Raw genomic sequence first — 25249 nt, 5'->3', positions numbered from 1 at the left:
ACAGCACCTTTCTTTAGAGTAATCAAAAATTCAACGAATCAATCAATCGGTTTTTACCTGATCATAAACGATAAGCATATATCCTACTTCTTTGGTATAATATAAATATAACAGGTGATTTTATGTATCCAAGACTTGATTTTTTCATATATGGTTTATTCTACTGGGGATTTTTTTGTGAGTCTCTTATTTAGTATCGTGATCTTTTTTAAAAGAAATAAGCTTACTGGTTTTTTGCAGTTTATTCTTTCCATCGTTTCTCCAATATGGGCATTTTTATTTTCCCTTCAAAGAGATTATCTCTGTCCCGGACTTGAAAAGAATGAATTTTACTATATGTTTAAACAAGTCATACATTTAAATCTTGAAGCCATCTTCATAGTTTTATTATACATATTACTTTTTGCGTTATTTCTTTACAATATTTTAGTATTGAAAAGAAATAAATAAGGACATCTAAGCTTTTTAAAGAATTGACCAGCCAGACATCCTTATATTTCTATTCTTTGTTTAAAGAAAACTGTGAGATTGCCAAACATGCTAATCCTATTCCCAACATGCGAAGGGCATTTTCTGTTTCCAATTCTTCTAACAATGATAAGACAACGACTGCTATTCCCATAGCCATGGCGATTCCTTTACAGACCAGGTTGATTGTTTCGGTAATTTTTGTATTTTCTTCTTTTTTCGTATCCACTTTTACCTGCATCAGTTCATCGACTGTCACATCAAATAACTCCGCTAATTTTGGAAGGGTATTAATATCGGGAAAAGATAAATCTCTTTCCCATTTTGATACAGCCTTATCGGTTACACCCATCATTTCAGCTACTTCCGCCTGTGTCAACTTTTTCTCTTTGCGTAAAGTCGCAATCATCGTGCCAAAAGTTTTTTTTCATTGTATCCTTGCTCCTTTGATTGTTCACCTGCATCCTATCACTTCCCATATTTTTTACTCAACCGACTATCAGTTTAATTTTCTCGTCTAATGGTTTAGTCATGGTTTACACTAATTATGAATACTATAATACAATACTTTACGTTGAATTATGACCTTGTTTTATTCATAACTATGATATACTAATACAAATCAGATAAGGGGGCTGTGCGATGAAACAAACCATTACTTTGGGAAAACATACATTTCGAATTGATACAGGTTTTCTGATCATGTTGATCCTATTAGGACTTACAAGTTTTTTTGCGTTATACAATGCGTTCAATCTGATCAGTGATGGTTCCGGATATGGATACATGTTCCGTCAGATCATTTGGTATATCATTGGATTTACCGCTATGTTTTTTCTTTGTTCTATGCAAAATAAAGCCATCTATCCTCTAATGAAAAAAGCTTATAACTTTTTGATGGCCTGCTTAGTCTATTTATTAATTTCACGACTTTTGATCCTTGTCAGTTCCGGAAGTATTTATCTTCCTTTTGCGAATGAAATAAATGGTGCGGTTTCCTGGTTTTCTTTGCCCTTTGCCAGCTTTCAGCCAAGTGAATTTATAAAGATCGTACTGATCGTGATGATTTCCAAAATCATCGCAACACATCAGGAGGAACATCCAAATCCGACAAATAAGGATGACTTAGAACTTTTAATAAAAATTGGAAAAGTTCTCTTACCACCTCTGATTCTTATTTTTCTGCAGCCGGATACCGGTGTTATGATCATCATTTTACTAAACACCTTGATTCTACTTTTATGTTCAGGAATTCGTAAACAGTATGTATGGATCATCGGCATTCTTATTCTATGTGCAGTAGCCGGATTTTTCTTTCTTTATTTTTTTCAAAGAGATTTATTAGAAGCTCTTCTTTCAAATTATCGATTAGCTCGAATTGATGCCTGGTTGGATCCAGAAGGAAATATACAAGGAAGCTCCAATCAGCTCTATACCGCATTATTATCTTTAGGAAGCGCCGGTTTAAGCGGGCATGGATTACAAGCGGATATTATTGCGATTCCGGAAGCACATACCGATTTCATTTTTGCGGCAGTAGGACAGTGTTTTGGTTTATTAGGAACTACATTCATTCTCGTGATTTGTTTTGTGTTTGATATCGTACTCTTTAAAATCGCATACAACACGAAAGATCGAATGGATCGATTTGTCGTAATCGGTGTCATCGCCATGCTGGTATATCAACAATTTCAAAATTTGGGAATGATTGTTGGACTTGTTCCCATCACCGGTATTACACTACCGATGATTTCTTATGGAGGAAGTAGTATCTTATCTTACTTTATTGCCTTTGCGATTGTGATGAACATATCTCCGGTTTCTAAAAAAGTTTGGGTTGTTGGTAAGAAAAGACCCAAAAAAGTAAGCAAATTAAAAAGAAGATCTCTGATCAAGACCTTCAAAAAAGCACATTAGTATTAATATAAATTTTTAAGGCGTTTTAAGTACGAATAATTTCTATATCGTGCAAAACGCACTTTTTTTTCAGAAGTTTTAATATAAAGTTCTTCCACTTCTTCTAACGATTGATCTAAATGGTCAAAACAAGCTCTGGCCAAAGATAATGATTTTCCTCGAACCATGATTTGTCGATCGGATCGCATAATATAGGGATTATGAAGCGAATGGTGATTCTTATGTGCAATCGGCATGATTTCACACAATTGTAGAATACGTAAGCCGTCATCAATAACGGCCCCCTGTAAGGCTCTGTTTATGGCTGTGGAACCTGCCTGTGTGCTAATACAGATTCCAGATCCTGTACAATGTTCAAAGAATTCGCCATCTATATACACGTCCAGCGACAATGTCTTGGATACAGATTCGATACGTATTTCATTTAACGCGTAAATGGAATCAAAATTTCTAGAAGTTTTCATTTCCAGTAAAGGCATTTCTTCATAACTGGGGACTTTATGGAAAATATCATCTAAAAAAAGATCAATCTCTTCCTGTGTATAATCCGTAAAAAATCCGAGTGTCCCAGTATGGATACCAACAAAACTGATGTGATCTAAAATAGAGAGATAAGTATGAATACCACGTAGAAGTGTACCATCACCACCAATCGATATGATCAATTCAGGATTTTTTGTATCATAATCCCATCCAAACTCACTACACTTTTGTATTACATATCTTGAAATAGATTTTGAATATTCATCCGTTCTAACAATTGTCGCAAAACGCATAATCATCTTTCCTTTCATTGTTTTCTATTGTACCATATTTTAAAAGGAGATTACTTTATGAAAGAACCTATAGAAAGAGAATTAAAGATTTTAATTAAAGAAGAGGATATGAATTTCATCATAAAATCATATGATTTAAATAAATATAAGATACAAACTAATATTTATTACGATACATTAGACAGAAAAGTAAAACAAAAAAATGGTGCTGTAAGAATACGAATTGTTGATGATCGATATATTTTTACCTTAAAAATTCGAAAAGATGCCATAACTCATTTTGAGTACGAAAAAGAAGTAAATACCCAAGACTTACTAAATATAAAAGATGAAGAAATTCTAACCTGGTTAAAAACACATGACATTCCTTTTCATGGATTAATCCCTATTGTATCATTCACCACAAAACGTTATGAAAAAGACTTGGAACGTGCAACATTATGCGCCGACATTACCCAGTATGATCATCATGTTGATTATGAATTAGAATATGAATATAAATATGAACATAATGGGATTTCATATTTTAATCAGATTTTAAAACCAATACATCTTCAATATATAAAAAATTGCCCCAGCAAGATTGCCAGAGCCTTTGATAAATCTTAAAATTTATGAGTTAATCGATAGAAGAAGGATTTTGAATTATATTCTTCTTCTTTCTTTTTATAATCTTCGATCTTTTGCCGCATCTGTTCAACCGATTCAGCTTCTTCTCGAAGAACTTCATTTTCATGTTGAAGCTTTTGGATTTTCTCATCCTTTGTCTGATTTTCCAATAAGAATGTTTGTTTGTTTTTTTCTATTTCCAACGCTAAACGTTCTTTATATAATTCTTCGATTTTTTCCTGTGCTTTTTCTTTTTCTTCTATTATGGCTTTTAACTTTTCATTTTCATATCGAAGTTCCATTTCTACTGTAGAAATTTCATGTTTTTCTTTACGAAAATACTTAGAAAGATGTTCAACACCTTCTGCTTTGATCGTGATCCGTCGTGTTTCTGGATTTTTATATTTCCAGTCTTTATCTGGATTATCTTTTACTAATTTCGCAATTGCTTTATCAACTGTATTTCTTGATTTAGAAAAATGCTGACAAATTTGCGCAATATCCATATCGTAGAAGACATCTATTGGCTTTTTATCTTCCATTACGATCCCCTTTCCTATGATTTTCCTAAGTAAATTCTTATTGTGCTTTACTATCTTAGCATATTTCTTCATTCATTTCCACAACATCATAGGATATTCATATAATTTTTTTAACATTATCTTTACATTGTGATTTTTCATATTTTCTTCCTATGATATTTCATAGTTCTATTTTAAGCTTGTATCGTTTTAATTCATAAATCATATGAATTAGTTTTCTTGTCATTATTATTCATATGAATATAATTTTATGAAAATCCTTTTTAATTTTTATAATTATGTTTTCATATGATTTATTTTTTCACAATATTAAACTCATATTTCTTTTCATACATTTTTTATTCTTTAATATGATTTTCATATATTTTGATAAAATGAAATTTTAATCATTTCATAGAATATATGATTATTCATATATTCTGATTTTTTCGTATGAAAATATATGAAATTTAATATGATTTTAAGAAATTTATATCATATGAAAATAAGAATGGGTGTTTTTTAGTCAATATCAGTAGGAATTTTCATAAATTAATCATATGATATATCCTAAATATACTATTTTCTTCCTTGAAACGCCTTTAAAAGAGTCAAACTATCTGTATAATCCAAATGACCACCCATAGGAATACCATATGCCAATCGTGTGACCAAAACATCCTTTCCTATAAGCTTTTCAATATATAACGATGTAGTTTCTCCCTCTACTGTTGGATCAAGAGCAAGAATAACTTCTTTAATTTCATCTTTATGGATTCTATCAACTAATGAATCAATATTTATATCTTCAGGAAGAATTCCTCTTGATGTATTTATAACTCCATTTAATACATGGTAAACTCCCTTATATTCTTGAATAGATTCAATGGCCAATATGTCTTTCGGGCTTTGTACAACACATAATAATGTATGATTTCTATTTTGATCTGAACAGATTGAACATATATCTCCATCACTGAGATTACCACACACCTTACATGTATCTACACCCTCGATTAAAACTTGTAAGGAATTTACAAATTCTTCTCTTTTTTCCTGTTCCCAATTTAATGTTTCAAAGGCATATCTCTCAGCTGTCTTTCGACCTACTCCTGGTAGATTTTGAAATGCCAGAATCAGATTTTCAAATTTTTTTGGATACATTCTATTCCTCCATTTTTTTATTTTCCTTTTTTAATCATATGATTAGTCATCTATGATTGTTATGCCTGGAAAATAGTTTTTCATCTTTTCTTCAATCGTTTCTTCTCTTACTTCACTTTTTTCAAGTTTTGGTTTAATGATTACCTCAGCAGCTTCTGGTAAAGTATGTGTTAACATTTTTTGTCTAAATTCATCAATTACACGATTATGTTGCACTGAATCAACTGCGAAAACTACCTTAGGTGTTCCTAACAATTGTTCCGTATAGTTTTCATATCCCTCTTCCAACTGCATGGCATTGATCTCTTTTGCCTGAATTTCTGATTTTACACTAACAATCATATACGTGTTTCCACTTGCCACTAAATTCACATTACGTAGTGTTGATGCGTATTTAGCCGCGTCTAAATCAGATAAATACATATCATTATCCTTTAGTTTCAAAGAATCTATTTGTCTTTGTGTCTTCTGAGCACCTACAAGCAATTGTAGTACATATTCATCGCTTAATATGATTTTACGATCTTCTTTTCTCACATCCTTCAATGTTTCACGTGAAACATCAGATATTTCATTTTTTTCCGAAATTGCCTCAAAATCGCTATTTTTCGTACTTTTTTCTTTTATTTCTGATTGTTCAGATACCGTTTCATATGAGTTTTTGCTATTGCTCATAGTAATTTCAGAATCAAAACTCTTATCGATTTTATTCTTTTCTGGCTCTGTTTTCAAAGATATTTCATATGAATCGGCAATTGATTTTAATAAACCTGTTTCTAAATAATCAATTACACTGGATGCATAATTAAATTTACTATATACATCCATCAATTCATCTAAGACACGGATTCTAAATGGAGAAGGTGCCATAGATATCTTTTCTTGAATAATTCTTTTATTTGAATCCGAAACTAAATCCGTATTTGCGGCATAATCTAAAATGATACTGTCTTTTAATAATGAAATTAAATCTTGTGTTAATCGTTTTAAATCCATTCCTGCTTCTTCTGCTTCTTGAAGCTTCTGAACAACAAATTCTATATCTCTTTTGTATAGTGCATAAAATAAATCACCTAATTCATCTAAAGTTACAACACCATAAATCTGACGAACATCATTGACTGTAATCTTGGAAGTGCAAAATGCGACACATTGATCTAATATAGATAACGCATCACGCATCCCTCCATCGCTTAATTGTGCAATTAAACGAATGGCTTCTTGATCAATTTGTATATTCTCCTGTTCACAAACGATTGTTATTCGCTTTGTCAGATCTTCCATGCATACTTTATTAAAATCAAATCGTTGACAACGAGAAATGATAGTTGGAATTACTTTATTAGGCTCTGTTGTTGCCAAAATAAAGACTACATGGGCTGGAGGTTCTTCAATGGTTTTTAAAAGGGCATTAAAAGCACCTGTTGTCATCATATGAACCTCATCAATGATATATACTTTATATTTTCCCTGCATTGGAGCATATTTTACACGTTCGATCAAGTTACGAACTTCATCTACACCATTATTAGATGCAGCATCGATTTCTATGATATCCGGATGATTTCCATTTTGAACCATCTGACAATTCACACATTTTTCACATGGCTTATGATGTTCACTTTCACAATTCAACATCTTCGCAAAGATTTTGGCAACCGTTGTTTTTCCGGTTCCACGAGGTCCGCAAAATAAATAAGCATGTCCTATACGATTCTGATCAATTGCATTTTTTAATGTTTGGATGATATGTCTTTGTCCAACAACATCCTCAAATCTCTGGGGTCTATATTTTCTATATAATGCCTGATACATAAATTCAGACCTCACTTTCTAACCTCTTCATTATAGCATAAAGGCTCAAGCCTTCTTTCGTTTCTGTTTAAAAAACTCCTTTAAAAGACTTGAGCACTCTTCCTCTAATATTCCACTTGTATAACTTGGATAATGATTAAATCCTTTTGTTTCAAATAAGTTGGTACAAGAACCAACACAACCTCCCTTTGGATCGTAGGCGCCATAGACAACACGTTCGATACGAGATTGTATAATAGCACCAGCGCACATCGGACAAGGCTCTAACGTTACATATAACGTACATCCTTCCAACCGCCATGTATTTAATTTCTTACATGCTTTCTGAATAGCCAAAATTTCTGCATGAGCAATGGATTGTTGATTCATCTCTCTTTTATTGTAAGCACGAGCAATGATTTTATCGTCTTTAACAATAACACATCCAATAGGAACTTCATCTTTTGCCGCAGCCATTTTAGCTTGTTTAATTGCTTGTTTCATCCATTTTTCATCATTTAACATATTCGCAGCTTCCTATAAAAAAACTACTACACATGATGGAGCAAACTTAAGGCTGCTTCGTTCCCGACCTGACCTGATTCATTTGACATCATTGTAGTAGCTTTCTTATTATATCATATGAATTTACATTTTCAACAAGTTTATCCTTTTAATCCTCTAGATTGACGATCCATATCTTCAATCACAATATCATAAATTTCTCCTAAGCTGGCACAGTATTCCAATACTTTCCAGGGATCATTGGTATGAAAATGTATTTTGATCAATTCATCATCACCTACTGCCAATAAACAATCTCCTTTAAAATTCTCTATAAAATAATCATGAATCTTATTTTCATCGAGATTTTTACCTTCAATCAATAATTGTGTATCATATTTAAACTCTATCATGATGATTTCCTTTCTTTTTTCATATATCATACTATAAAAAAAGATAATCATAAATTCATATGAATTCACAATTATCTTTTACAGGTTATCCTATTTTCTTTTTACCACCCATATATGGCTGTAATGCTTCTGGAATCAATACACTTCCATCTTCCTGCAGGTTGTTTTCCAGGAATGCGATCAACATACGCGGTGGAGCCACACAAGTATTGTTTAAAGTATGGGCAAAATATTTATTTCCTTTTTCATCTTTTACACGAATGCGAAGACGTCTTGCCTGTGCGTCTGTCAAATTAGAACAGCTACCAACTTCAAAGTATTTTTTCTGTCTAGGAGACCAGGCCTCTACATCCACGGATTTACATTTTAAATCCGCCAAATCACCGGAGCAACATTCCAGTGTTCTTACCGGTACATCTAATGAACGGAAGAATTCTACTGTATTCATGTAAAGTTTTTTAAACCATTCCATACTTTCTTCCGGCTTACATACAACGATCATTTCCTGTTTTTCAAATTGATGAATTCGATAGACACCACGTTCCTCGATACCATGCGCTCCTTTTTCCTTTCTGAAGCATGGAGAGAAAGACGTATAAGTATAAGGAAGATCTTTTTCATCTAAGATCGTATCAATAAATTTACCAATCATAGAATGTTCGCTGGTTCCAATCAAATACAGATCTTCGCCTTCAATTTTATACATCATGCCTTCCATTTCCGCAAAGCTCATAACACCATCAACAACGGCAGAACGAATCATATACGGTGGAATACAATAAGTAAATCCTTTATTGATCATAAAATCACGTGCATAGGAAAGTATGGCAGAGTGTAAACGAGCCACATCACCCATTAAATAATAGAATCCATTTCCGGCAACTTTACGAGCACTGTCCAAATCAATTCCATTTAAACGTTCCATGATTTCTGTATGATATGGAATTTCAAAATCTGGTACAACGGGTTCTCCAAATTTTTCTAATTCCACATTTTCTGAATCATCTTTTCCAATAGGAACACTTTCATCGATCATATTAGGAATCATCATCATTTTCTGTTTGACAGATTCTCTTAATTTATCTTCCTTTTCTTCCAAGGCTTCCAATTCCTGAGCAATCGAAGCTACTTTCTGTTTTACTTCTTCTGCTTCCTCTTTTTTACCTTGTCCCATCAAAGCTCCAATTTGTTTGGAAATTGTTTTTCTCTGCCCTCGCAGATCATCTGCATGCTGCTGAGTCTGACGAAGCTCTTTATCTTCCTGTAAAACTTCATTGACCAAAGGAATCTTTGCATCCTGGAATTTTTTCTTCATATTCTCTTTGACCAAATCCGGATTTTCTCGGACAAATTTAATATCTAACATTTCTATATCCTCCTTTTGTCCATTAAAAAAGAGACATGTACCACAAAGGGACGATGTCTCGCGTTGCCACCCTTCTTATCTTAAAAAAATAAGATCTCTTGACATGATAACGGTATGTACCGAAAACAGATACTTTTTTCCCTGTTTCACTCAAAGGGGCTTTTCCATTTATCTTCTCGATATTTTCACCAGCCATATCGTCTCTATAAAAAAGAATAAATGTACTTTTCCTTTTCATTGTTTTCAGTATATTTTATATCATTCTTTCAATAAGAGTGCAAGTTTGAATCGAATAGAATTTTATAGAATGCGAATAATCATATGATATTCCTATTCTTTGATCTGCTTAGGTTTTTTAAAGATTCCAAAGACTACAATTAAAATCGCAATCGGACACATGATGGATAAAATAGGTAACGACATATTTAAAATAAAATCTAAACCTAAACTTGAAATAATAAAACTGAAAATCACAAAAAGTAATAACCATTTTTTATAGGAAATCTTTGGAACAAGTTCCTGAAAATATTGGGCACAACAAGATAATAATCCGGTACAAACATTAAAGCAGGCAATAAAGAAAATCATGCCTACTAAGATTTGTGCAAATGATCCAAAGCTATTTTCTATAGAATAGACTAAAACCTGTGCACCATTTGTCACTTGATCAAACATACCGGAGCTATGCATTCCTATATAACCGGTAGCACAATAAACAATTGCCAATAACATTCCGGTAATCAGTCCTGCCTTCATAATTTCAATCGCAACTCTTTTTGGTTTTTTAATTCCTAAATCTTGAATATTGATGGCGATAATAATTCCAAAATTTAATGCCGCCAAAATATCCATGGTTTGATAGCCATCCACGATTCCGGATAATACCGGTGATGATGCATATCTTGTATAAGGATCCCCAATATGAACAGGAAGCAAAAAAACAGCACCTAAAAATACAATCAATATTAAGATCAATAAGATGGGTGTCATAAATTTTCCTAATAAATTTTTTAATTTATTTGGCTTTAACGCCACAAGTCCTGCCAATGTGAAAAAGAGAAGGGAATATACAATTTGAAATAACATGCGATTGTCTTCCTGAATCAAAGGTGTCAATGCCATTTCAAATGAAGTCGAAGCGGTTCTGGGAATCGCAACACAGGGTCCGATCAATAAATAAACTAGTGTCACAAACAAAAGTGTGAAATAAGGATGAATCTGATCTGTTAGATTTTTTAATCCCTGATGCCTGGCAACGACAATAACGGTAACGCTGGGAACGACAACTGCCATTAATAAAAATCCAAGGATTGAAAGTAAAAACGAAGAACCGGATTGTGCTCCTAATAAGGGAGGAAAGATCAAATTTCCAGCTCCAAAAAACATTGAAAACAGAGTAAATCCTATCAATATACTATTTTTGATATTTAACTTTTCCATACGATCTCCTTAAAAAAGACCCTTATTGTGATAAACAATAAGGATCTCCAGATTTATTCTTCCTGTGTTTCTTCATCCTCGTCATGATCAACTAAAGTAACCTTGGTCACTTTAGAACCTTCTGTCAGATGAATCAATTTAATCCCCTGCGTATTACGTCCATAAACACCGACACTGGCCAGTGAGATACGAATCATGATACCGGAGCTGGATACGATCATCGCATCTTCATCCCCATTGACAGCTTTTACACTGACTAAATTTCCTGTTTTCTCGGTAATATTTATCGTACGTACACCTTTTTTACCACGGGAGGTCAAACGATATTCTTCAAAATCACTGCGTTTACCATATCCATTTTCAGAAACTGATAATACGGTATTTCCTTCATTGGATAAACAAACACCTACAACGTAGCTGCCATCACAATTAAATCCAAGTACACCGGCTGCGTTTCTTCCCATCATACGAATTTGATCTTCTTTGAAACGTACAGCTTTTCCATTGGATCCGGCAATCATTACTTCATCATCACCGGTCGTTGCCTTGACAAACGCAAGCTCATCTTCTTCTTTTAAGCTGATTGCGATCTTTCCATTACGATTAATGTTGTCAAATTCATTTAATGCGGTTCGTTTGGCAATTCCGTTTTTGGTCACAAACAACAATGTTTTGATATGATCGTGTTCTTTAGGAATTGGAAGTAGCACTTTTACCTTTTCATCCTTTTCCAATATCAGAAGGTTTATGATTGGAAGCCCCTTAGCTGTTCTGGATGCGGTAGGAATATTAAATCCTTTCATACGATAAACGCGCCCTTTATTCGTAAACAACAACAGCCAGTCATGTGTTGACATGGAAATCAAAGTATCAATGGAATCTTCTTCATTTAACGTCAATGACTTAATACCACGTCCACCACGATTTTGTGTATGATAAGTATCAACCGGTTGGCGTTTGATATAGCCTGATTCTGTCAACATGATGATGCTGTCTTCTACTGGAATCAGATCTTCATCTTCCATATCAAATGAAGCATCACTGATTTCCGTTTTACGATCATCACCATATTTTTCATTGATTTCTGTCAAATCTTCTCGAATAATCTGTAATACACGATCATGATTAGCCAGAATATCTTCCAAATCTGCAATTGTCATTAAGATTTCCTGATATTCTTTTTCAATCTTATCTCTTTCCAAACCGGATAATCTTCTTAACTGCATGGCTAAGATCGCCTTAGCCTGAATTTCAGATAATCCAAAGGTTTCACATAGATCCTGAATCAATCCGGCTTCATCTTTTTTACTGGAACGAATCAAATGAATGACCTGATCAATATGATCCATCGCAATACGCAAACCTTCTAAAATATGCGCCCTGTCTTTTGCCTTCTTTAAATCAAATTTTGTTTTTCGAACGATAACTTCTACCTGATGATTTAAATAATCATTCAAAATCTCTTTTAAAGAGAGTTGTTTTGGTCTTCCGTTCTCCAAAGCCAGCATATTGATTCCAAAGCTTGTCTGCAACGGAGTCAAACGGAAGAGTTGATTTAAGATGACTTCTTCCTGCACATCTTTCTTTAATTCCAATACAATACGAATACCTTCACGGTTACTTTCATCATTCAGATAAGTAACACCTTGAATTTCTTTATCACGAATCAGATCTGCCATCTTTTTGATCAGATTCAATTTGTTGACCTGATATGGTATTTCATAGAATATAATTCGTTTCTTTCCATTATCCAATTCTTCAATACGATATTTGGAGCGAATCATGATTGATCCACGACCCGTTTCATAGGCCTGACGAATTCCTTTTCGTCCTAAGATCATACCGCCGGTTGGAAAATCTGGGCCCTTGATAACTTCCATCAATTCCGGTATGCTGACATCCGGATCATCCATGATTCTAAAAATAGCCTGAATCGTTTCTCCTAAATTGTGTGGTGGAATATTAGTCGCCATACCAACGGCAATACCAACAGAACCATTGATCAAAAGGTTAGGAATACGGCTTGGTAAAACAACCGGTTCACTTTCTTCACCATCATAGTTTGGTACGAAATCTACGGTATCTTTATTGATATCACGCATCATCTCCATAGAGATTTTTGACATACGCGCTTCCGTATATCGCATGGCCGCTGCTCCATCTCCATCCAGAGAGCCAAAGTTACCATGCCCATCGACCAAAGGATAACGATAAGAGAAATCCTGGGCCATACGAACCATGGCATCATAAACTGCTGTATCCCCATGAGGGTGATACTTACCAATAACTTCACCAACGATACGAGCACTTTTTTTATGAGCTACACCACTGGTGATTCCCAACATATTCATCGCATGTAAAATACGACGATGAACCGGTTTCATACCGTCACGAACATCAGGCAAAGCACGTTGCACAATAACGGACATAGAGTAATCCAGGAAGGATTCACGCATCTCCTTGGATATTTCTACATCTTCTATGTAATCATATTGTTTATTGTCTTCCATAGAAACCTCCTAGTAATCCAAATTTGCGTAAACCGCATTTTCCTGTATAAATTCGCGACGAGGATCGACATCTTCTCCCATCAACATAGAAAATACACTATCGGCCTCAACCGCATCATCGATTGTAACACGCTTTAAGATACGATGAGCCGGATCCATTGTTGTTTCCCACAACTGTTCGGCATCCATCTCTCCCAAACCTTTATAACGCTGTACTTTGTAGCCATCTTTAAATTCTTCACGGAGCTTATCCATCTCCTGTTCCTTATAGGCATAGGCAATTTTCTTTCCTTTTTGTACCTTATATAAAGGTGGCTGGGCAATATAAACATATCCGTTTTCAATGACCGGACGCATAAAGCGATATAAGAACGTCAACATCAACGTACAAATATGACTTCCATCGACATCAGCATCGGTCATGATAACGATCTTATGATAACGAAGATTATCTAAGTTGACTTCATCCTGAATACCGCAGCCAAAAGCTGTGATCATGCTGCGAATCTCCTGATTTTCAAAGATTCTATGTTGACGCGCCTTTTCTACGTTTAATATCTTTCCTCGAAGTGGCAAGATAGCCTGTGTTTTGGCATCACGCCCCTGTTTGGCACTTCCACCGGCAGAATCACCCTCGACAATAAAAATTTCACATTCACTGGCATCTTTGGAAGAGCAGTCTGTCAATTTTCCCGGCAGTGAACTAATACCATCCAATGCACTTTTTCTTCGTGTCAATTCACGCGCTTTTTTGGCAGCCAAACGTGCTTTAGAGGCAACGATAGCCTTTTCAACAATAGCCTTGGCATCATTTGGATTCTCTAAAAAGAAACGCTTGATCTGTTCACCGGCAATACTTGATACGATCTTACGGACTTCGCTGTTTCCCAGCTTTGTCTTTGTCTGTCCTTCATACTGCGGATCCGGATGCTTGATGGAAATGATTGCCACCAAACCTTCTTTGACATCATCCTGTGACAAGGTTTCTTCCTTTTTCAATAAGTTATTTTCTTTGGCATAATTATTGATCACACGTGTCAATGCCATACGGAATCCATCTTCATGGAAACCACCTTCATGCGTATGAATATTGTTACAGAACGAATAAATATTACTTTGATAGCCATCATTATACTGCAGGGCCACTTCAGCCAAAATCTGATCCTGTATACCATCGACATAGATGACATTATCACCTAGAGTTTTCTTACCCTTATTTAAATATTGCACGTATTCAATAATACCGCCTTCATATTTATAGTTTACACTTTGTCCATCTTCACTTCGTTCATCCTTTAAGGTTAAACGAATATCCTTATTTAAAAAGGCAAGCTGACGTAAACGAACATTCAGCGTATCAAAATCATAAGTCGTTGTTTCTTTAAAAATAGAAGGATCGGCCTTAAAACGAACCAATGTACCTGTTTCTTCCGTCTTTCCGATGATTTTTAAAGGTTCTACCGTATTTCCGCCGTTTTCAAATCGAATAAAATAAATATTTCCATTTTGATACACCGTAACTTCCAGCCATTCGCTCAATGCGTTTACAACACTGGCACCGACACCATGAAGTCCACCGGATACCTTATAAGCGCCACCACCGAATTTACCACCGGCATGTAGGACGGTCATGATCGTTTCTACCGCACTGATTCCAGTCTTTTCATGAATGCCCACCGGCATACCACGTCCATTATCTCGTACAGAGATCACATTGTCTTTTTCAATGACCACATCGATCTGATCGGCATAACCGGCCAACGCTTCATCAATACCGTTATCGACAATTTCCCATACCAGATGATGAAGACCTCTGGCACTGGTTGAACCAATATACATTCCCGGACGAAGACGCACGGCCTCCAAACCTTCCAATACCTGAATATCATTGGCGGTATAAGAATGATCTACACGAGTTGCTTCACTTTCCAACTCTTCAAATTCAATGATTTTCTGTTCTTGTCCATTACTCATTTTTTGACCTCCCTTAGATGTCCGTTTTCCACTTGTATCGTATAAGCCTTATGATCTTTTAACCAGGAAGGCTCTATATTGCCTGTTGTCGTAATAAAAATCTGCATTTTTTGAGGTAAAATCGATATCAGTTTTTGACATCGATGATCATCCAGTTCACTAAAGACATCATCCAACAATAAAATCGGATATTCCTTTTGTTTTTCATAGATAATCTGACAGAGTGCCAGCTTCATCGAGAGCACAAAGCTGCGCTTTTGTCCCTGACTGGCTACTTCTTTAACAGATATGCCATTCATATGAAAATCAATATCATCTTTATGAATACCGATATGCGTCTGTTTGTACAATTTATCGCGCATTTCACTCTTTTTATACGCATTTCTTAGATTCGTTTCCAAATCATCCATAGAAACAAATGTTTGATATCTGGCTCCCACTTCTTCCTTTTCTTTAGTAAAGTAAGAATAAAAAGTCCGTGTTTTTTCCATCAGATCTTCCAAAAAAGAGACTCTTTGTTTCAATATAATGATTTGATCCTGTATCATTTGTTCCGTCATCGTTTCTAAAAGAACAGGATCTACTTTCTCTCTTTTTAAAATGGAGTTTCTTTCTTTTAACATTTTCTGATAATGATTTAAAGTGCTGGTATATCGCTTGGAAATCTTGATCAGTTCCATATCAATGAAGCGTCTTCGAATCTTCGGACTTTGTTGAAACAACATCAAATCATCCGGACAAAAAAGAACCGCATTGACAATGCCTATAAAATCGGAATATCTTCGAATTGGATCATTTAAACGATATAAATGCTTCTCATGATCCATAGATACGATTTTCAGTTCTTCTTTTCTTTGATGGGATTCAATTTGTGCCTGAATCATAAAAAAATCTTGATTCTCCAAAATCAAAGAAGAACTGGATGGTGTACGAAAAGAACGTAAATGACTTAAATAATAAATCGATTCGATCAGGTTCGTCTTTCCCTGTGCGTTTTTTCCTTCCAAGATACAAATACTGTTCGGTCTAAAAACACACTCTGCCATATCATAATTTCTAAAATTACGAAGCTTTAAGCTGCAGATATTCATCGGATGATGATCCTTGTATCATAAAAAGATACGACATCATCTTTATAAAGCTTCCGGCCTCTTCGATCTTCTCTTTGATCATTCACCATAACCGGTGTTTCCTGAAGAAATTCTTTAACTTGACCTCCGCTGGAAATGATATCGCATGCTTTCAATAATTGTTGTAATGTAATGCATTCACCTTTTAGATCAAAATACATACAAAATCCCTCTTTTCGCCCCTAGATTATACCATAAATACGTTAAATTTACTACTTCTTGGATTTTACAGTATTTGAATTTGTCTAAAATCAAATTAAAAGGCTCAAAAAAGAGCCTCAAGCGATAAATTTGTTTTTTTGAACCATTTTTGTATCTCAATTTCTTTTTCAGTATTTCTCAGGCTTTAAAACAATTTTTGTATATGTGGCACTCTTTTTAGGAAAGAGACGATGAAGCCACAAAGAACAAAACTGAAAACACACCATAAAACAGATGTGATAAAACCTCCAAAATAAGGAATCAAGGTCATTTCAAATTCATCAAAAATCATCTTTCTAAAAAATGGATCCCATAAATAAATTCCATAGGTCAAAGCACCCAGTTTCACAATGAAATTTTGAAAAGAAACGTTGACCTGATCTTTATAGGATAGAAACAATCTTTTAATCAATATAAAGGCAAAGATGGCACTTATGTAATCAAACAATTCAAAATACGCATCACTATATACATATAGATTACCGCCGATGATTGTAAAACAAATGGAAATGATCATACCGGTCAATGTCGCAAGACCCAATGTAAAGATCCACTTCTTCTGCATTTTCTCCACACATACTATTCTATCGATATAAAAGCCCATCAAAGGATAAAAAATCTCTTTTGTGGTACTAAAAGGAATACGAAAAGCCCATGTAAATTCAAAATCCTGTCCTAAAAAAGTCTGTACAAAAAACTGCATCAAAGGCTCAATGGTCGAAAAGACAAAATGAATAAAGAGAATGATCCAGAAATCAGATGCCTTCATATTTCGACAGATTCTATGTAATAGCGGAAGCATCAGTAAAAAGCCCAGATAAGAATATAAGTACCAGTAAGAACGATCGATTCCGTTTTCAAAAACGCCAATAATATAGGCTGTCAAATCTACGACAAAATCATGTTCAGCCATATAAACTAAAAAATTGAACACGAGTATCGCAATGATGATCTTGATCATACGTTTACGAAAGATCGTTATATATCTTTCTTCTTTTGTCAGTAAAAGACTTCCGGAGATCATCAAAAATAAAGGAACATTTATTTTTGCAATCAAGTCAAAAAATATAAATAAGATTTCATGAAACAGATCCGGCTCATTCAAATAGTAATCAAAAGCCGGTACATGTTGAAATAATACCAAAAAGATTGCCAGAATCCGTAATGCTTCAATATACGCTTTTTTGACCTTTACCATTTCATCACCAACCTATTATTATATGCATCTTTTTCAAAAAGAAAAGAAGCTACGACTAATCATAGCTTCGAATCGGTACAACGATCATAATAATAGAAGAATCTTCCGGATTGGAAATACGAATTGGCTTTAAGTATCCTGAAAATTCCAGTTTTACAGTTTGGGCATTTAGAGCTCTTAGAGCATCTAACATAAAAGTACCGTTGCAGGAAAGAGTAAGGTCTTCACCAGTATAAGTGCAATCTGTCAAAATTTCATCAGAATTTCCGATTTCCACTGAATTTGTCTTAATACGACAAATTTCCGGTGTACATTCCATTTTGACCAGATGAATCTTTTCATTACGAATAAAGTTGGTACGATCAATAACACTGGTCAATTCAGAAGAGCTGACTTCCATATTCGCAACATACTGTGTTGGAATGATACGTTCCACATCCGGGAAAGTTCCATCGATCAGACGTGTCTGAATAATTGTTTTATCAAAGACAAACTGTGCTTTTTTATGATCAACATAGATCAAAATATCACTGTCATCCTCAGAAATGCTTCGTGTCACTTCATTTAGACTTTTGGCCGGAATTGTAATGTTAAAATCTTCTACGTTTTCTAAGGCAATGACTTTACGTGCTAAACGATAGGAGTCCGTAGCACTGCAGTATAAAGAATTATCCTTTGTATGGAAATTAACACCCGTTAATACCGGTCTTTGATCTTTGTCGCTGCAGGCAAAGGAAGTCTGAGAAACGATCTGCTTTAATTGTTCTCCTTTTAAAGTAAATTGATGATCCGGTTTTGAAAAATCAATGGAAGGATATTCCTGGGCACGAATACTGTTTAATTGAAATTGTCCGTTTATACTGGATAAACGCACTAAAGAATGATCTATCTGTTCCATATCAATGATGGCGCAATCCAACTTACGAACTATTTCCAGTAAGTATTTGGATTCCACTACGATCGATCCGGTAGATTCAATCTGAAGCTGATTTAATTCTCCTTTTAAAATCGTAGAACGAATTGAAATATTAGAATCACTTCCGGTTAAGACAATTTGATCTTCTTCGACTTGAATGCAGATTCCTGATAAAGCAGGAATTGGACTAAAAACACTGATAGCTCTTGAAACGACGCTTAATTTGTCATAAAAATACTTTCTGTCAATTGAAAAGTGCATACGAATCTCCTTTTTATATATAATTCTTTATTAAGTAATAATAATAACCTGTGGATTTGTGGAAAAAGAACAGGCTTTATCCGATAGTTATGCAGTCAAACACTGTTTTTTGTATGGGGAATGACTGTGGAAAGACAGGGAAAACTAATCTTCCAATAAGGATTTTACCTTATCGACTGCCATTTTAAAATTCTTATCCGTTTGAATCAACTTTACAGCTCGATCATACGAACTTGAAATTGTCGTATGATCCCGGTTTCCTAATTCTTGTCCTATGGATACATACGCTTTATGTAACAGTTCACGGCTTAAATAAATAAAGACCTGTCGGGCATTCATCAGCTTTTTCTGTCGTGATTTTCCTTCGATATCTTTATAGGTCAAACCATAAAAACGAGTTACCGCTTTTTTTATTTTTTTGATCGTTAGCTCCGATGTAGAAGAAACGATCGGTTCTTTCATCAAAATACGCTGCGCAAAATCAAGATCAATCACATCCGGATTCTCCAATGTCGCATTGAAAATCAGCTTATTTAAACTACCTTCCAAATTTCGTACATCATTACTGAATTTATGTGCCAGATAATCCAGTACATCTTCATTGATCTGACAAATTTCTTCATTGCCTTCCAGTTTCTTTTTCAAAATGGCTTTACTGGTGTCAAATTCCGGTTTTACGATATTGACCGATAATCCGGAATTAAAGCGAGAGATCAAACGAGATTGAAGACCACTTAATTCACTGGGATGCATATCCGATGTAATGACAATCTGCGCATTTCGACTGATCAATTCATTATAAACCGTGAAAAAGACTTCCTGACTGGATGATTGTTGCAGGTTTTGAATATCATCAATCAAAAAGTAATCGTTATCGATCAATTGCGATTTGACCTGATCGACTGCATTTCCATGAATATTTTTGGTTTTCATCGCATCCAGCAAGATAGATACTAAATCACCACTGTAAGAATAAAAAACTTTGGTTTCCGGTCTTTCTTTTTTCAAATAATTTCCGATTGCGTGCAACAAATGCGTTTTTCCTAATCCGGAATTTCCATAAATCATGATCGGATTAAAAAGATGTTTTTTTTGCGTACAGCAGGAAAGACAGGCCGCATAGGCTTCGGCATTGGAATTTCCTTCAATAAAATTCTCAAAAGTATATTCTTCATTAAAATCAGTACGCATTAAGTTTTGCGTTCTTTGTTGAAGATTAATTTCCGGAATCAGCTTACTGGCATCCTGTTTGGAAATAAATTGTATCGAAACTTCTTCCTTTAAGACTTCATATAAAGAGGAACGTAATAAAGAGATACCTTGTTCCGTTTTCAATATATTTAAAGTGATCATGGTAGGATACACAATAAAAGCTGTACCGTCTTCAATTTTAAAAAGTTCTGTTTTCGAAATCCAGGAATCGAATGTTTCTGAATCATAGTAACCCGCTTTTTGAATATCGGACAATACTTGCTTCCATATTTCTTTATAAGCTTGTGGTTCCATAGAACCCTCCTTTACCTTTTAGTATTATACACGAAAGAACCTTATATTTTAATAGGGGATTTCTTTTGTTTGGAATGGGGAAAACTTAAAGTTTTTCCTGATGAAAATGGAAGTTTTCCACAAAAATAAAAAGAAAAGTTTTCCTCAATGTGGAAAACTTTTAAAAATGGGGAAAAGTAATGTGGAAAACTCCGGTTTTTCCATCTTCTTTTACAAACAATTTTCCTTTTAAACAAAGGGTTTTAATGAGTTTTCCCCATCTATCTTAAAAATAGAAAAATAGATTAAAAAATATACAGGAAAACTTAAAATAAATATGGGAAAACTCAGAGTTTAAATCTTTATAAAATAAGTTTTCCCCATTTTGAGGGTAAAAAGAAGAGGAGGAAAAATTATTCATAAAAAATATATAGTTTTTGTTTCTTTATAAAAGATGTGGTATATAATGAAATGAACTAAAATAGGGGGAATTTTCATGCGCGTATATCACTTTGAAGTTAATATAGATAAAAAAGAATTCAATGAGTTTGTCCAAAATCATCCATACTGTAATCTTTTACAGAGTTATCAATGGGCTGATGTCAAGAAAAACTGGGATCATATGCATACCGGCGTCTATGATGAAAATCATCAATTGGTTGCGACGGGACTTGTTCTGATCAAAAGGCTTCCATTAGGTTTTACTATGTTTTATTTACCTAGAGGCCCAATCATGGATTATAAAAATAAGCCGTTGTTGAAGTATTACTTCAGTGAACTGAAAAGAATTGCGAAAAAAAGACATTGTTTGTTCATTAAGTTTGATCCGGAGATTCATATAAGAGATTATCTATATGGTGAAGAAATGCCGGAAATGAAATCTGATTCTTTAGAAATTTTAAAGAATATTGAAAATATCGGAGCGGTTCATCATGGATTTACGACATATATTGCGGAAACAGCACAGGCGCGTTTTCATATGGGAGTCATGAAATGTGAAAATATGGATCAACATGTTCCTCGATCAACATTAAGAAGTAAGAATGTTGCGTTACGCAAACATGTTCATGTTGAATTGGTTGGACAAGAAGGACTTGATGATTTTGCGAAAATAATGCATATGACTGAAGAAAGAAAAAGTGTGCAATTGAGAAATGAAGATTATTTCAAACTTTTAATGGAAACATATCCAGATCAAACTTATTTGTTTCTCGCAAAAGTAGATCCAGAAGATCGTAAAAAAGAATTAGAAGCTATTATAAAAGAAAATGAATTGAAAATAGCGGATGAAACTACAGGAAATAAAGCTCGTAAAAAAGCAACTCAAGAAATCAAACAAGCAGAAACGGAATTAGAATCTTTACAATCAATATTACAAAAATATCAAGGTGAACAAGTGATTGCGGGAGGCTTGATGCTTGGATTCGGAAAAACTGTCGAAATGTTATATGCAGGTATGAATGAAGATTTTCGAACTTTTAGACCTCAGTATTTAACATATATGACACAATTCACATATGCTTTTGAACATGGTTATGAATATGTAACTATGGGAGGGGTTGAAGGAACTTTAAAAGATGGTCTATCGGTTTATAAATCAAATTTTAATCCGATGGTCAATGAATTTATCGGAGAATTTGATCTTCCTGTAAATAAAATGTTGTTTAAACTTTCTGAAAAAGCATATGAAATGAAAAAAAAGCGTAATTCTAGCGAATAATAAGTTGACTTATAGGGTATGTCTTGATATAATTGGCGAGCAAACTTGTTTGAAAAGAATGGAAAAAAACTAGACTGTGGGGTGGGTCAAAGATGAAAAGAACATATCAGCCAAGTAAGAGAAAACACCAGAAAACTCATGGTTTCCGTGCTCGTATGGCAACCGTTGGTGGTCGTAACGTACTGGCTCGCAGAAGAGCAAAAGGAAGAAAGGTACTATCCGCATAGAAATCACCACCAAGGTGATTTTTTTGTCTTGATAGGGGGTTTTCATGAAAAAGGAATACAGAGTCTGTAAAAATTATGAATTCTCTTCTATTATTGGACAAAAACGATACGTGGCATCACATTCATTTGTGTGTTACTTTGAACAGCGAAAAAACGAACATGCTCGTGTAGGAATTAGTGTGGGCAAAAAGTTGGGAAATGCGGTTCAAAGAAATAAGGTAAAACGTCAGGTTCGTTCAATGATCGATCATCATTTTAATTTTCAAAGTGATTTCGATTTAATTTTAATTATTCGTCCTAAATATAAAGAACAGAGTTTTACTGAAAATGAATGTGAACTTCAAAAAGATTTGGCTCGTATAGAGAAGAGAATGAAGAGGTAAATCATGGCAAATTTATTAAAAGGGAAGTCAAAGATCCTGTTTCTTTGCTTGTTTATCCTGTTAACGTGTACGGCTTGTTCCAGTCCGCGTGCAACAGATGGAAAAACAAAATTGGATATGATCATCGCATCGGAAGAAGTAACGGTTCGTAAAGATCAGGTCAATATTTCAGAAATTCAAGATGAAGATTTGAAGAAAGAATATAAAGACTATAAAGATGATGAAAAAATTACGATCAAACCGATGACATTTGGAGAAGCCTTCAATGAAGGATGGTTTAGTGGTCTGATCGTATGGCCTTTGGCACAGGTTATCAACCGCATTGCGGCTTTTACAGATGCCGGTTGGGGTATTATCTTGACAACGGTTATTATTCAGGGTGCTGTATTCTTATTTACACGTAAATCGCAGATGTCAGCACAGCGCATGCAGGAAATCCAGCCGGAAATGCAGCGTATTCAAGATAAATATAAAGGAAAAACCGATGATCGTTCTCGTATGATGCTGGCGCAGGAAACACAAAAACTGTATCAGAAATACGATATTCATCCATTTGGCTCAATTTTGGTTATGTTTATTCAGTTGCCGTTGATGATGGGTGTATATTACGCAATGGTACGTGCATCCAGTGTAGTCTATGGAACATTTATGGGAATTGACTTAACGCAAACACCATTATATGGATTCCAGAATCTGCAATGGGCTTATATCGTAATCTATATTTTGATGGTTATTTCTTCAATTGCTTCTATGAAGATGCCGCAATGGTTGAAAAAACGTCAGGATAAAATTGATCATGTAAAGACCAAGGATTATTTGAAGAGTGGTAAAGATCCAATGAGCAGTATGAATATGACAATGTATTTCTCAACTGGATTTGTTGCCTTGTTGTATATTTCCTGGCCAATCGCCATGTCTTTTTACTGGTTAGTGTCTTCTTTAACACGTGTATGCTTTAACATATTTATGCATGCGATGATCGTCAAAGAAGCCAAAGAAAAGAAATCGAAAGATATCATCAGGTAGGAGGCCAAGTCCATGGAATTTAAAAGATACACAGAAAAAACTTTGGAGGAGGCTTTAAAGTCGGCCGCCAGAGATAAAGGTGTTTCTGTCGAAGACCTTCATTACAATGTATTGGAGGAAAAAAGCGGATTTTTAGGAGTCGGCAGATCTGTTGAGATTGAGGCTTATTGTGAAAAAGATGTAGAAAACTTTATCGTTTCTTATATTCAACAGTATTTTGACAATGCACAATTGGATGGTCAGGTTGATATTGAAAATGATAACGGATTCTATCGTATTACGGTGAATACCTCCAACAATGCGATATTGATTGGCAAAGCCGGAAAAACTTTGCAGGCATTTAATCGTTTGGTGAAAGCGGCTGCCAGCGCTGAGTTTAAGAAAAGAGTCGGTCTTTTGATTGATGTTAATGGATATAAAGAAGATCGTTATGAAAAAATCACAAAAATGGCAATTCGTGTTGCCAAGGATGTGCGGCGAACTAAAATTGATGCGACTTTAGATCCAATGCCGGCCGATGAAAGAAAGGCTATCCATAATGCATTAGCAAATATGGAGGATATCACAACACAATCAACCGGTGAAGGGGCAACTCGTCGTTTGCAGATTTTATATTCACCAGGTAAAGAAGTGGATTAAACGGGATTTATTCCCGTTTTTTTTGGAAAGGAAAGTCTATGAAAATATTTGTAGGATTAGGAAATCCCGGTAAAAAATATGAAAATACAAGACACAATGCCGGTTTTATGGTTATGGATGAATTGGCTAAGTTATGTGAAGTATCCTTTGATCAGAAAAAATTTTCGGCGTATTTCGCAAAGACAAAATTAAAAGGAGAAGATGTTATTTTATTGAAGCCGACCACTTATATGAATAACAGTGGTTTTGCCCTTCGTCAATGTATGGATTTCTATAAAGCATCACCGGAAGATGTTACAGTTATTTATGATGATGTGGACTTACCGGTAGGAAAGATTCGTCTTCGTCAAAAAGGAAGTGCAGGCGGACATAATGGTATCAAAAGCATTATTCAATGTATTTTTACCAGTGAATTCGACAGGATTCGTGTAGGAGTGGGAAAAGATCCGCAAATTGATATGATCAATTGGGTATTGGGAAAATTCAGAGAAGAAGAACAAAAAGATTTGAAAAATGCGGTAAAAAATAGCGCAAAAGCGGCTTATTATTCTATTGATCATTCTTTTATGGATACGATGAATCTGTATAATAAAAAGTAGAAAGAGGA

General features: G+C 34.6%; 24 protein-coding genes, 1 other RNA gene and 1 other annotated feature. Of the genes, 8 read left to right on the top strand and 17 right to left on the bottom strand.

Annotated elements, in window-relative coordinates:
- Positions 1 to 499 precede the first annotated feature (499 nt).
- Entirely contained in the window at positions 500 to 877 is a 378-nt protein-coding gene (locus ACTQX6_RS07810; protein WP_117446660.1) for a helix-turn-helix domain-containing protein, read from the bottom strand.
- A 233-nt stretch (positions 878 to 1110) separates the two neighbouring features.
- Here ACTQX6_RS07810 and ACTQX6_RS07805 point away from each other — a divergent pair, with 233 nt between their 5' ends.
- Positions 1111 to 2385, top strand: a complete 1275-nt coding sequence (locus ACTQX6_RS07805; RefSeq protein ID WP_117446661.1) for an FtsW/RodA/SpoVE family cell cycle protein — start codon at positions 1111 to 1113, stop codon at positions 2383 to 2385.
- A 2-nt stretch (positions 2386 to 2387) separates the two neighbouring features.
- Here the strand turns inward: ACTQX6_RS07805 and ACTQX6_RS07800 are convergent, their stop codons facing one another.
- Complete coding sequence (locus tag ACTQX6_RS07800; protein ID WP_259295346.1) at positions 2388 to 3179, bottom strand: NAD(+)/NADH kinase; 792 nt, start codon at positions 3177 to 3179, stop codon at positions 2388 to 2390.
- A gap of 39 nt (positions 3180 to 3218) precedes the next feature.
- Here ACTQX6_RS07800 and ACTQX6_RS07795 point away from each other — a divergent pair, with 39 nt between their 5' ends.
- Positions 3219 to 3770, top strand: coding sequence for a CYTH domain-containing protein (locus tag ACTQX6_RS07795; RefSeq protein ID WP_117446663.1), 552 nt, complete (start codon positions 3219 to 3221; stop codon positions 3768 to 3770).
- Here ACTQX6_RS07795 and ACTQX6_RS07790 read toward each other — a convergent pair.
- From ACTQX6_RS07790 to dnaA, 15 genes are all read right to left on the bottom strand, one after another.
- Complete coding sequence (locus ACTQX6_RS07790) at positions 3767 to 4312, bottom strand: hypothetical protein (RefSeq protein WP_022790542.1); 546 nt, start codon at positions 4310 to 4312, stop codon at positions 3767 to 3769. The genes ACTQX6_RS07795 and ACTQX6_RS07790 overlap by 4 nt on opposite strands.
- A gap of 558 nt (positions 4313 to 4870) precedes the next feature.
- Positions 4871 to 5455, bottom strand: a complete 585-nt coding sequence (gene recR, locus ACTQX6_RS07785; RefSeq protein ID WP_294687414.1) for a recombination mediator RecR — start codon at positions 5453 to 5455, stop codon at positions 4871 to 4873.
- 42 nt (positions 5456 to 5497) lie between these two features.
- On the bottom strand, positions 5498 to 7270 hold the full coding sequence (gene dnaX / locus ACTQX6_RS07780) for a DNA polymerase III subunit gamma/tau (RefSeq protein WP_294687411.1): 1773 nt from the start codon (positions 7268 to 7270) through the stop codon (positions 5498 to 5500).
- Positions 7271 to 7315: 45 nt separating this feature from the next.
- On the bottom strand, positions 7316 to 7774 hold the full coding sequence (gene tadA / locus ACTQX6_RS07775) for a tRNA adenosine(34) deaminase TadA (RefSeq protein WP_117446666.1): 459 nt from the start codon (positions 7772 to 7774) through the stop codon (positions 7316 to 7318).
- A gap of 10 nt (positions 7775 to 7784) precedes the next feature.
- Positions 7785 to 7882, bottom strand: an RNA gene (gene ffs / locus ACTQX6_RS07770) — signal recognition particle sRNA small type.
- A gap of 32 nt (positions 7883 to 7914) precedes the next feature.
- Positions 7915 to 8166: a kinase to dihydroxyacetone kinase gene (locus ACTQX6_RS07765; protein WP_205141539.1), complete on the bottom strand. Its 252-nt coding sequence runs from the start codon at positions 8164 to 8166 to the stop codon at positions 7915 to 7917.
- 85 nt (positions 8167 to 8251) lie between these two features.
- Positions 8252 to 9532: a serine--tRNA ligase gene (serS, locus tag ACTQX6_RS07760; RefSeq protein ID WP_022790546.1), complete on the bottom strand. Its 1281-nt coding sequence runs from the start codon at positions 9530 to 9532 to the stop codon at positions 8252 to 8254.
- Positions 9533 to 9575: 43 nt separating this feature from the next.
- Positions 9576 to 9779: a binding site (T-box leader), on the bottom strand.
- An 83-nt stretch (positions 9780 to 9862) separates the two neighbouring features.
- Positions 9863 to 10972, bottom strand: coding sequence for a branched-chain amino acid transport system II carrier protein (brnQ, locus tag ACTQX6_RS07755; protein WP_294687404.1), 1110 nt, complete (start codon positions 10970 to 10972; stop codon positions 9863 to 9865).
- Between the two features lie 53 nt (positions 10973 to 11025).
- Complete coding sequence (gene gyrA / locus ACTQX6_RS07750) at positions 11026 to 13482, bottom strand: DNA gyrase subunit A (protein ID WP_294687403.1); 2457 nt, start codon at positions 13480 to 13482, stop codon at positions 11026 to 11028.
- Between the two features lie 9 nt (positions 13483 to 13491).
- The gene (gene gyrB, locus ACTQX6_RS07745; RefSeq protein WP_117446670.1) at positions 13492 to 15456 is read right to left on the bottom strand and encodes a DNA topoisomerase (ATP-hydrolyzing) subunit B; all 1965 of its coding nucleotides are present in this window, start codon (positions 15454 to 15456) and stop codon (positions 13492 to 13494) included.
- Positions 15453 to 16547: a DNA replication/repair protein RecF gene (recF, locus tag ACTQX6_RS07740; protein WP_117446671.1), complete on the bottom strand. Its 1095-nt coding sequence runs from the start codon at positions 16545 to 16547 to the stop codon at positions 15453 to 15455. Before recF ends, gyrB begins: the two co-directional genes overlap by 4 nt.
- A complete protein-coding gene (gene yaaA / locus ACTQX6_RS07735) occupies positions 16544 to 16747 on the bottom strand; it encodes a S4 domain-containing protein YaaA (RefSeq protein WP_022790551.1) in 204 nt (67 codons plus the stop codon). Before yaaA ends, recF begins: the two co-directional genes overlap by 4 nt.
- A 185-nt stretch (positions 16748 to 16932) precedes the next feature.
- Positions 16933 to 17985 (bottom strand): acyltransferase, encoded by a 1053-nt coding sequence (locus tag ACTQX6_RS07730; RefSeq protein WP_117446672.1) that lies wholly within the window; start codon positions 17983 to 17985, stop codon positions 16933 to 16935.
- Between the two features lie 55 nt (positions 17986 to 18040).
- Positions 18041 to 19162 (bottom strand): DNA polymerase III subunit beta, encoded by a 1122-nt coding sequence (gene dnaN / locus ACTQX6_RS07725; protein ID WP_117446673.1) that lies wholly within the window; start codon positions 19160 to 19162, stop codon positions 18041 to 18043.
- A gap of 144 nt (positions 19163 to 19306) precedes the next feature.
- Positions 19307 to 20668 (bottom strand): chromosomal replication initiator protein DnaA, encoded by a 1362-nt coding sequence (gene dnaA, locus ACTQX6_RS07720; RefSeq protein ID WP_117446674.1) that lies wholly within the window; start codon positions 20666 to 20668, stop codon positions 19307 to 19309.
- Positions 20669 to 21143: 475 nt separating this feature from the next.
- Between dnaA and ACTQX6_RS07715 the strand changes: the two genes are divergently transcribed.
- From ACTQX6_RS07715 to pth, 6 genes are all read left to right on the top strand, one after another.
- Positions 21144 to 22367 (top strand): peptidoglycan bridge formation glycyltransferase FemA/FemB family protein, encoded by a 1224-nt coding sequence (locus ACTQX6_RS07715; protein WP_117446675.1) that lies wholly within the window; start codon positions 21144 to 21146, stop codon positions 22365 to 22367.
- A gap of 92 nt (positions 22368 to 22459) precedes the next feature.
- Positions 22460 to 22594, top strand: coding sequence for a 50S ribosomal protein L34 (gene rpmH, locus ACTQX6_RS07710; protein ID WP_022790182.1), 135 nt, complete (start codon positions 22460 to 22462; stop codon positions 22592 to 22594).
- A 44-nt stretch (positions 22595 to 22638) separates the two neighbouring features.
- Complete coding sequence (gene rnpA / locus ACTQX6_RS07705; RefSeq protein WP_117446676.1) at positions 22639 to 22977, top strand: ribonuclease P protein component; 339 nt, start codon at positions 22639 to 22641, stop codon at positions 22975 to 22977.
- A 3-nt stretch (positions 22978 to 22980) separates the two neighbouring features.
- Entirely contained in the window at positions 22981 to 24003 is a 1023-nt protein-coding gene (locus ACTQX6_RS07700; protein WP_117446677.1) for a YidC/Oxa1 family membrane protein insertase, read from the top strand.
- Positions 24004 to 24015: 12 nt separating this feature from the next.
- The gene (locus ACTQX6_RS07695; protein WP_117446678.1) at positions 24016 to 24642 is read left to right on the top strand and encodes a Jag family protein; all 627 of its coding nucleotides are present in this window, start codon (positions 24016 to 24018) and stop codon (positions 24640 to 24642) included.
- A 38-nt stretch (positions 24643 to 24680) separates the two neighbouring features.
- Positions 24681 to 25241 carry an aminoacyl-tRNA hydrolase gene (gene pth / locus ACTQX6_RS07690; RefSeq protein WP_117446679.1) on the top strand — a complete coding sequence of 187 codons (561 nt, stop codon included), beginning with the start codon at positions 24681 to 24683 and terminating at the stop codon, positions 25239 to 25241.
- Positions 25242 to 25249: the final 8 nt, after the last annotated feature.

It is taken from the genome of Faecalicoccus sp. LCP19S3_E2 (assembly GCF_052121255.1).
GTDB lineage: Bacteria > Bacillota_I > Bacilli_A > Erysipelotrichales > Erysipelotrichaceae > Faecalicoccus.
This window is presented reverse-complemented; position numbering and strand designations above follow the sequence as displayed.

Coding starts and splice junctions, on each gene's coding strand:
- ACTQX6_RS07810 (WP_117446660.1), bottom strand. CDS start 877: ATGATTGCGACTTTACGCAAAGAGAAAAAGTTGACACAGGCGGAAGTA.
- ACTQX6_RS07805 (WP_117446661.1), top strand. CDS start 1,111: ATGAAACAAACCATTACTTTGGGAAAACATACATTTCGAATTGATACA.
- ACTQX6_RS07800 (WP_259295346.1), bottom strand. CDS start 3,179: ATGAAAGGAAAGATGATTATGCGTTTTGCGACAATTGTTAGAACGGAT.
- ACTQX6_RS07795 (WP_117446663.1), top strand. CDS start 3,219: ATGAAAGAACCTATAGAAAGAGAATTAAAGATTTTAATTAAAGAAGAG.
- ACTQX6_RS07790 (WP_022790542.1), bottom strand. CDS start 4,312: ATGGAAGATAAAAAGCCAATAGATGTCTTCTACGATATGGATATTGCG.
- recR (WP_294687414.1), bottom strand. CDS start 5,455: ATGTATCCAAAAAAATTTGAAAATCTGATTCTGGCATTTCAAAATCTA.
- dnaX (WP_294687411.1), bottom strand. CDS start 7,270: ATGTATCAGGCATTATATAGAAAATATAGACCCCAGAGATTTGAGGAT.
- tadA (WP_117446666.1), bottom strand. CDS start 7,774: ATGTTAAATGATGAAAAATGGATGAAACAAGCAATTAAACAAGCTAAA.
- ACTQX6_RS07765 (WP_205141539.1), bottom strand. CDS start 8,166: ATGATAGAGTTTAAATATGATACACAATTATTGATTGAAGGTAAAAAT.
- serS (WP_022790546.1), bottom strand. CDS start 9,532: ATGTTAGATATTAAATTTGTCCGAGAAAATCCGGATTTGGTCAAAGAG.
- brnQ (WP_294687404.1), bottom strand. CDS start 10,972: ATGGAAAAGTTAAATATCAAAAATAGTATATTGATAGGATTTACTCTG.
- gyrA (WP_294687403.1), bottom strand. CDS start 13,482: ATGGAAGACAATAAACAATATGATTACATAGAAGATGTAGAAATATCC.
- gyrB (WP_117446670.1), bottom strand. CDS start 15,456: ATGAGTAATGGACAAGAACAGAAAATCATTGAATTTGAAGAGTTGGAA.
- recF (WP_117446671.1), bottom strand. CDS start 16,547: ATGAATATCTGCAGCTTAAAGCTTCGTAATTTTAGAAATTATGATATG.
- yaaA (WP_022790551.1), bottom strand. CDS start 16,747: ATGTATTTTGATCTAAAAGGTGAATGCATTACATTACAACAATTATTG.
- ACTQX6_RS07730 (WP_117446672.1), bottom strand. CDS start 17,985: ATGGTAAAGGTCAAAAAAGCGTATATTGAAGCATTACGGATTCTGGCA.
- dnaN (WP_117446673.1), bottom strand. CDS start 19,162: ATGCACTTTTCAATTGACAGAAAGTATTTTTATGACAAATTAAGCGTC.
- dnaA (WP_117446674.1), bottom strand. CDS start 20,668: ATGGAACCACAAGCTTATAAAGAAATATGGAAGCAAGTATTGTCCGAT.
- ACTQX6_RS07715 (WP_117446675.1), top strand. CDS start 21,144: ATGCGCGTATATCACTTTGAAGTTAATATAGATAAAAAAGAATTCAAT.
- rpmH (WP_022790182.1), top strand. CDS start 22,460: ATGAAAAGAACATATCAGCCAAGTAAGAGAAAACACCAGAAAACTCAT.
- rnpA (WP_117446676.1), top strand. CDS start 22,639: ATGAAAAAGGAATACAGAGTCTGTAAAAATTATGAATTCTCTTCTATT.
- ACTQX6_RS07700 (WP_117446677.1), top strand. CDS start 22,981: ATGGCAAATTTATTAAAAGGGAAGTCAAAGATCCTGTTTCTTTGCTTG.
- ACTQX6_RS07695 (WP_117446678.1), top strand. CDS start 24,016: ATGGAATTTAAAAGATACACAGAAAAAACTTTGGAGGAGGCTTTAAAG.
- pth (WP_117446679.1), top strand. CDS start 24,681: ATGAAAATATTTGTAGGATTAGGAAATCCCGGTAAAAAATATGAAAAT.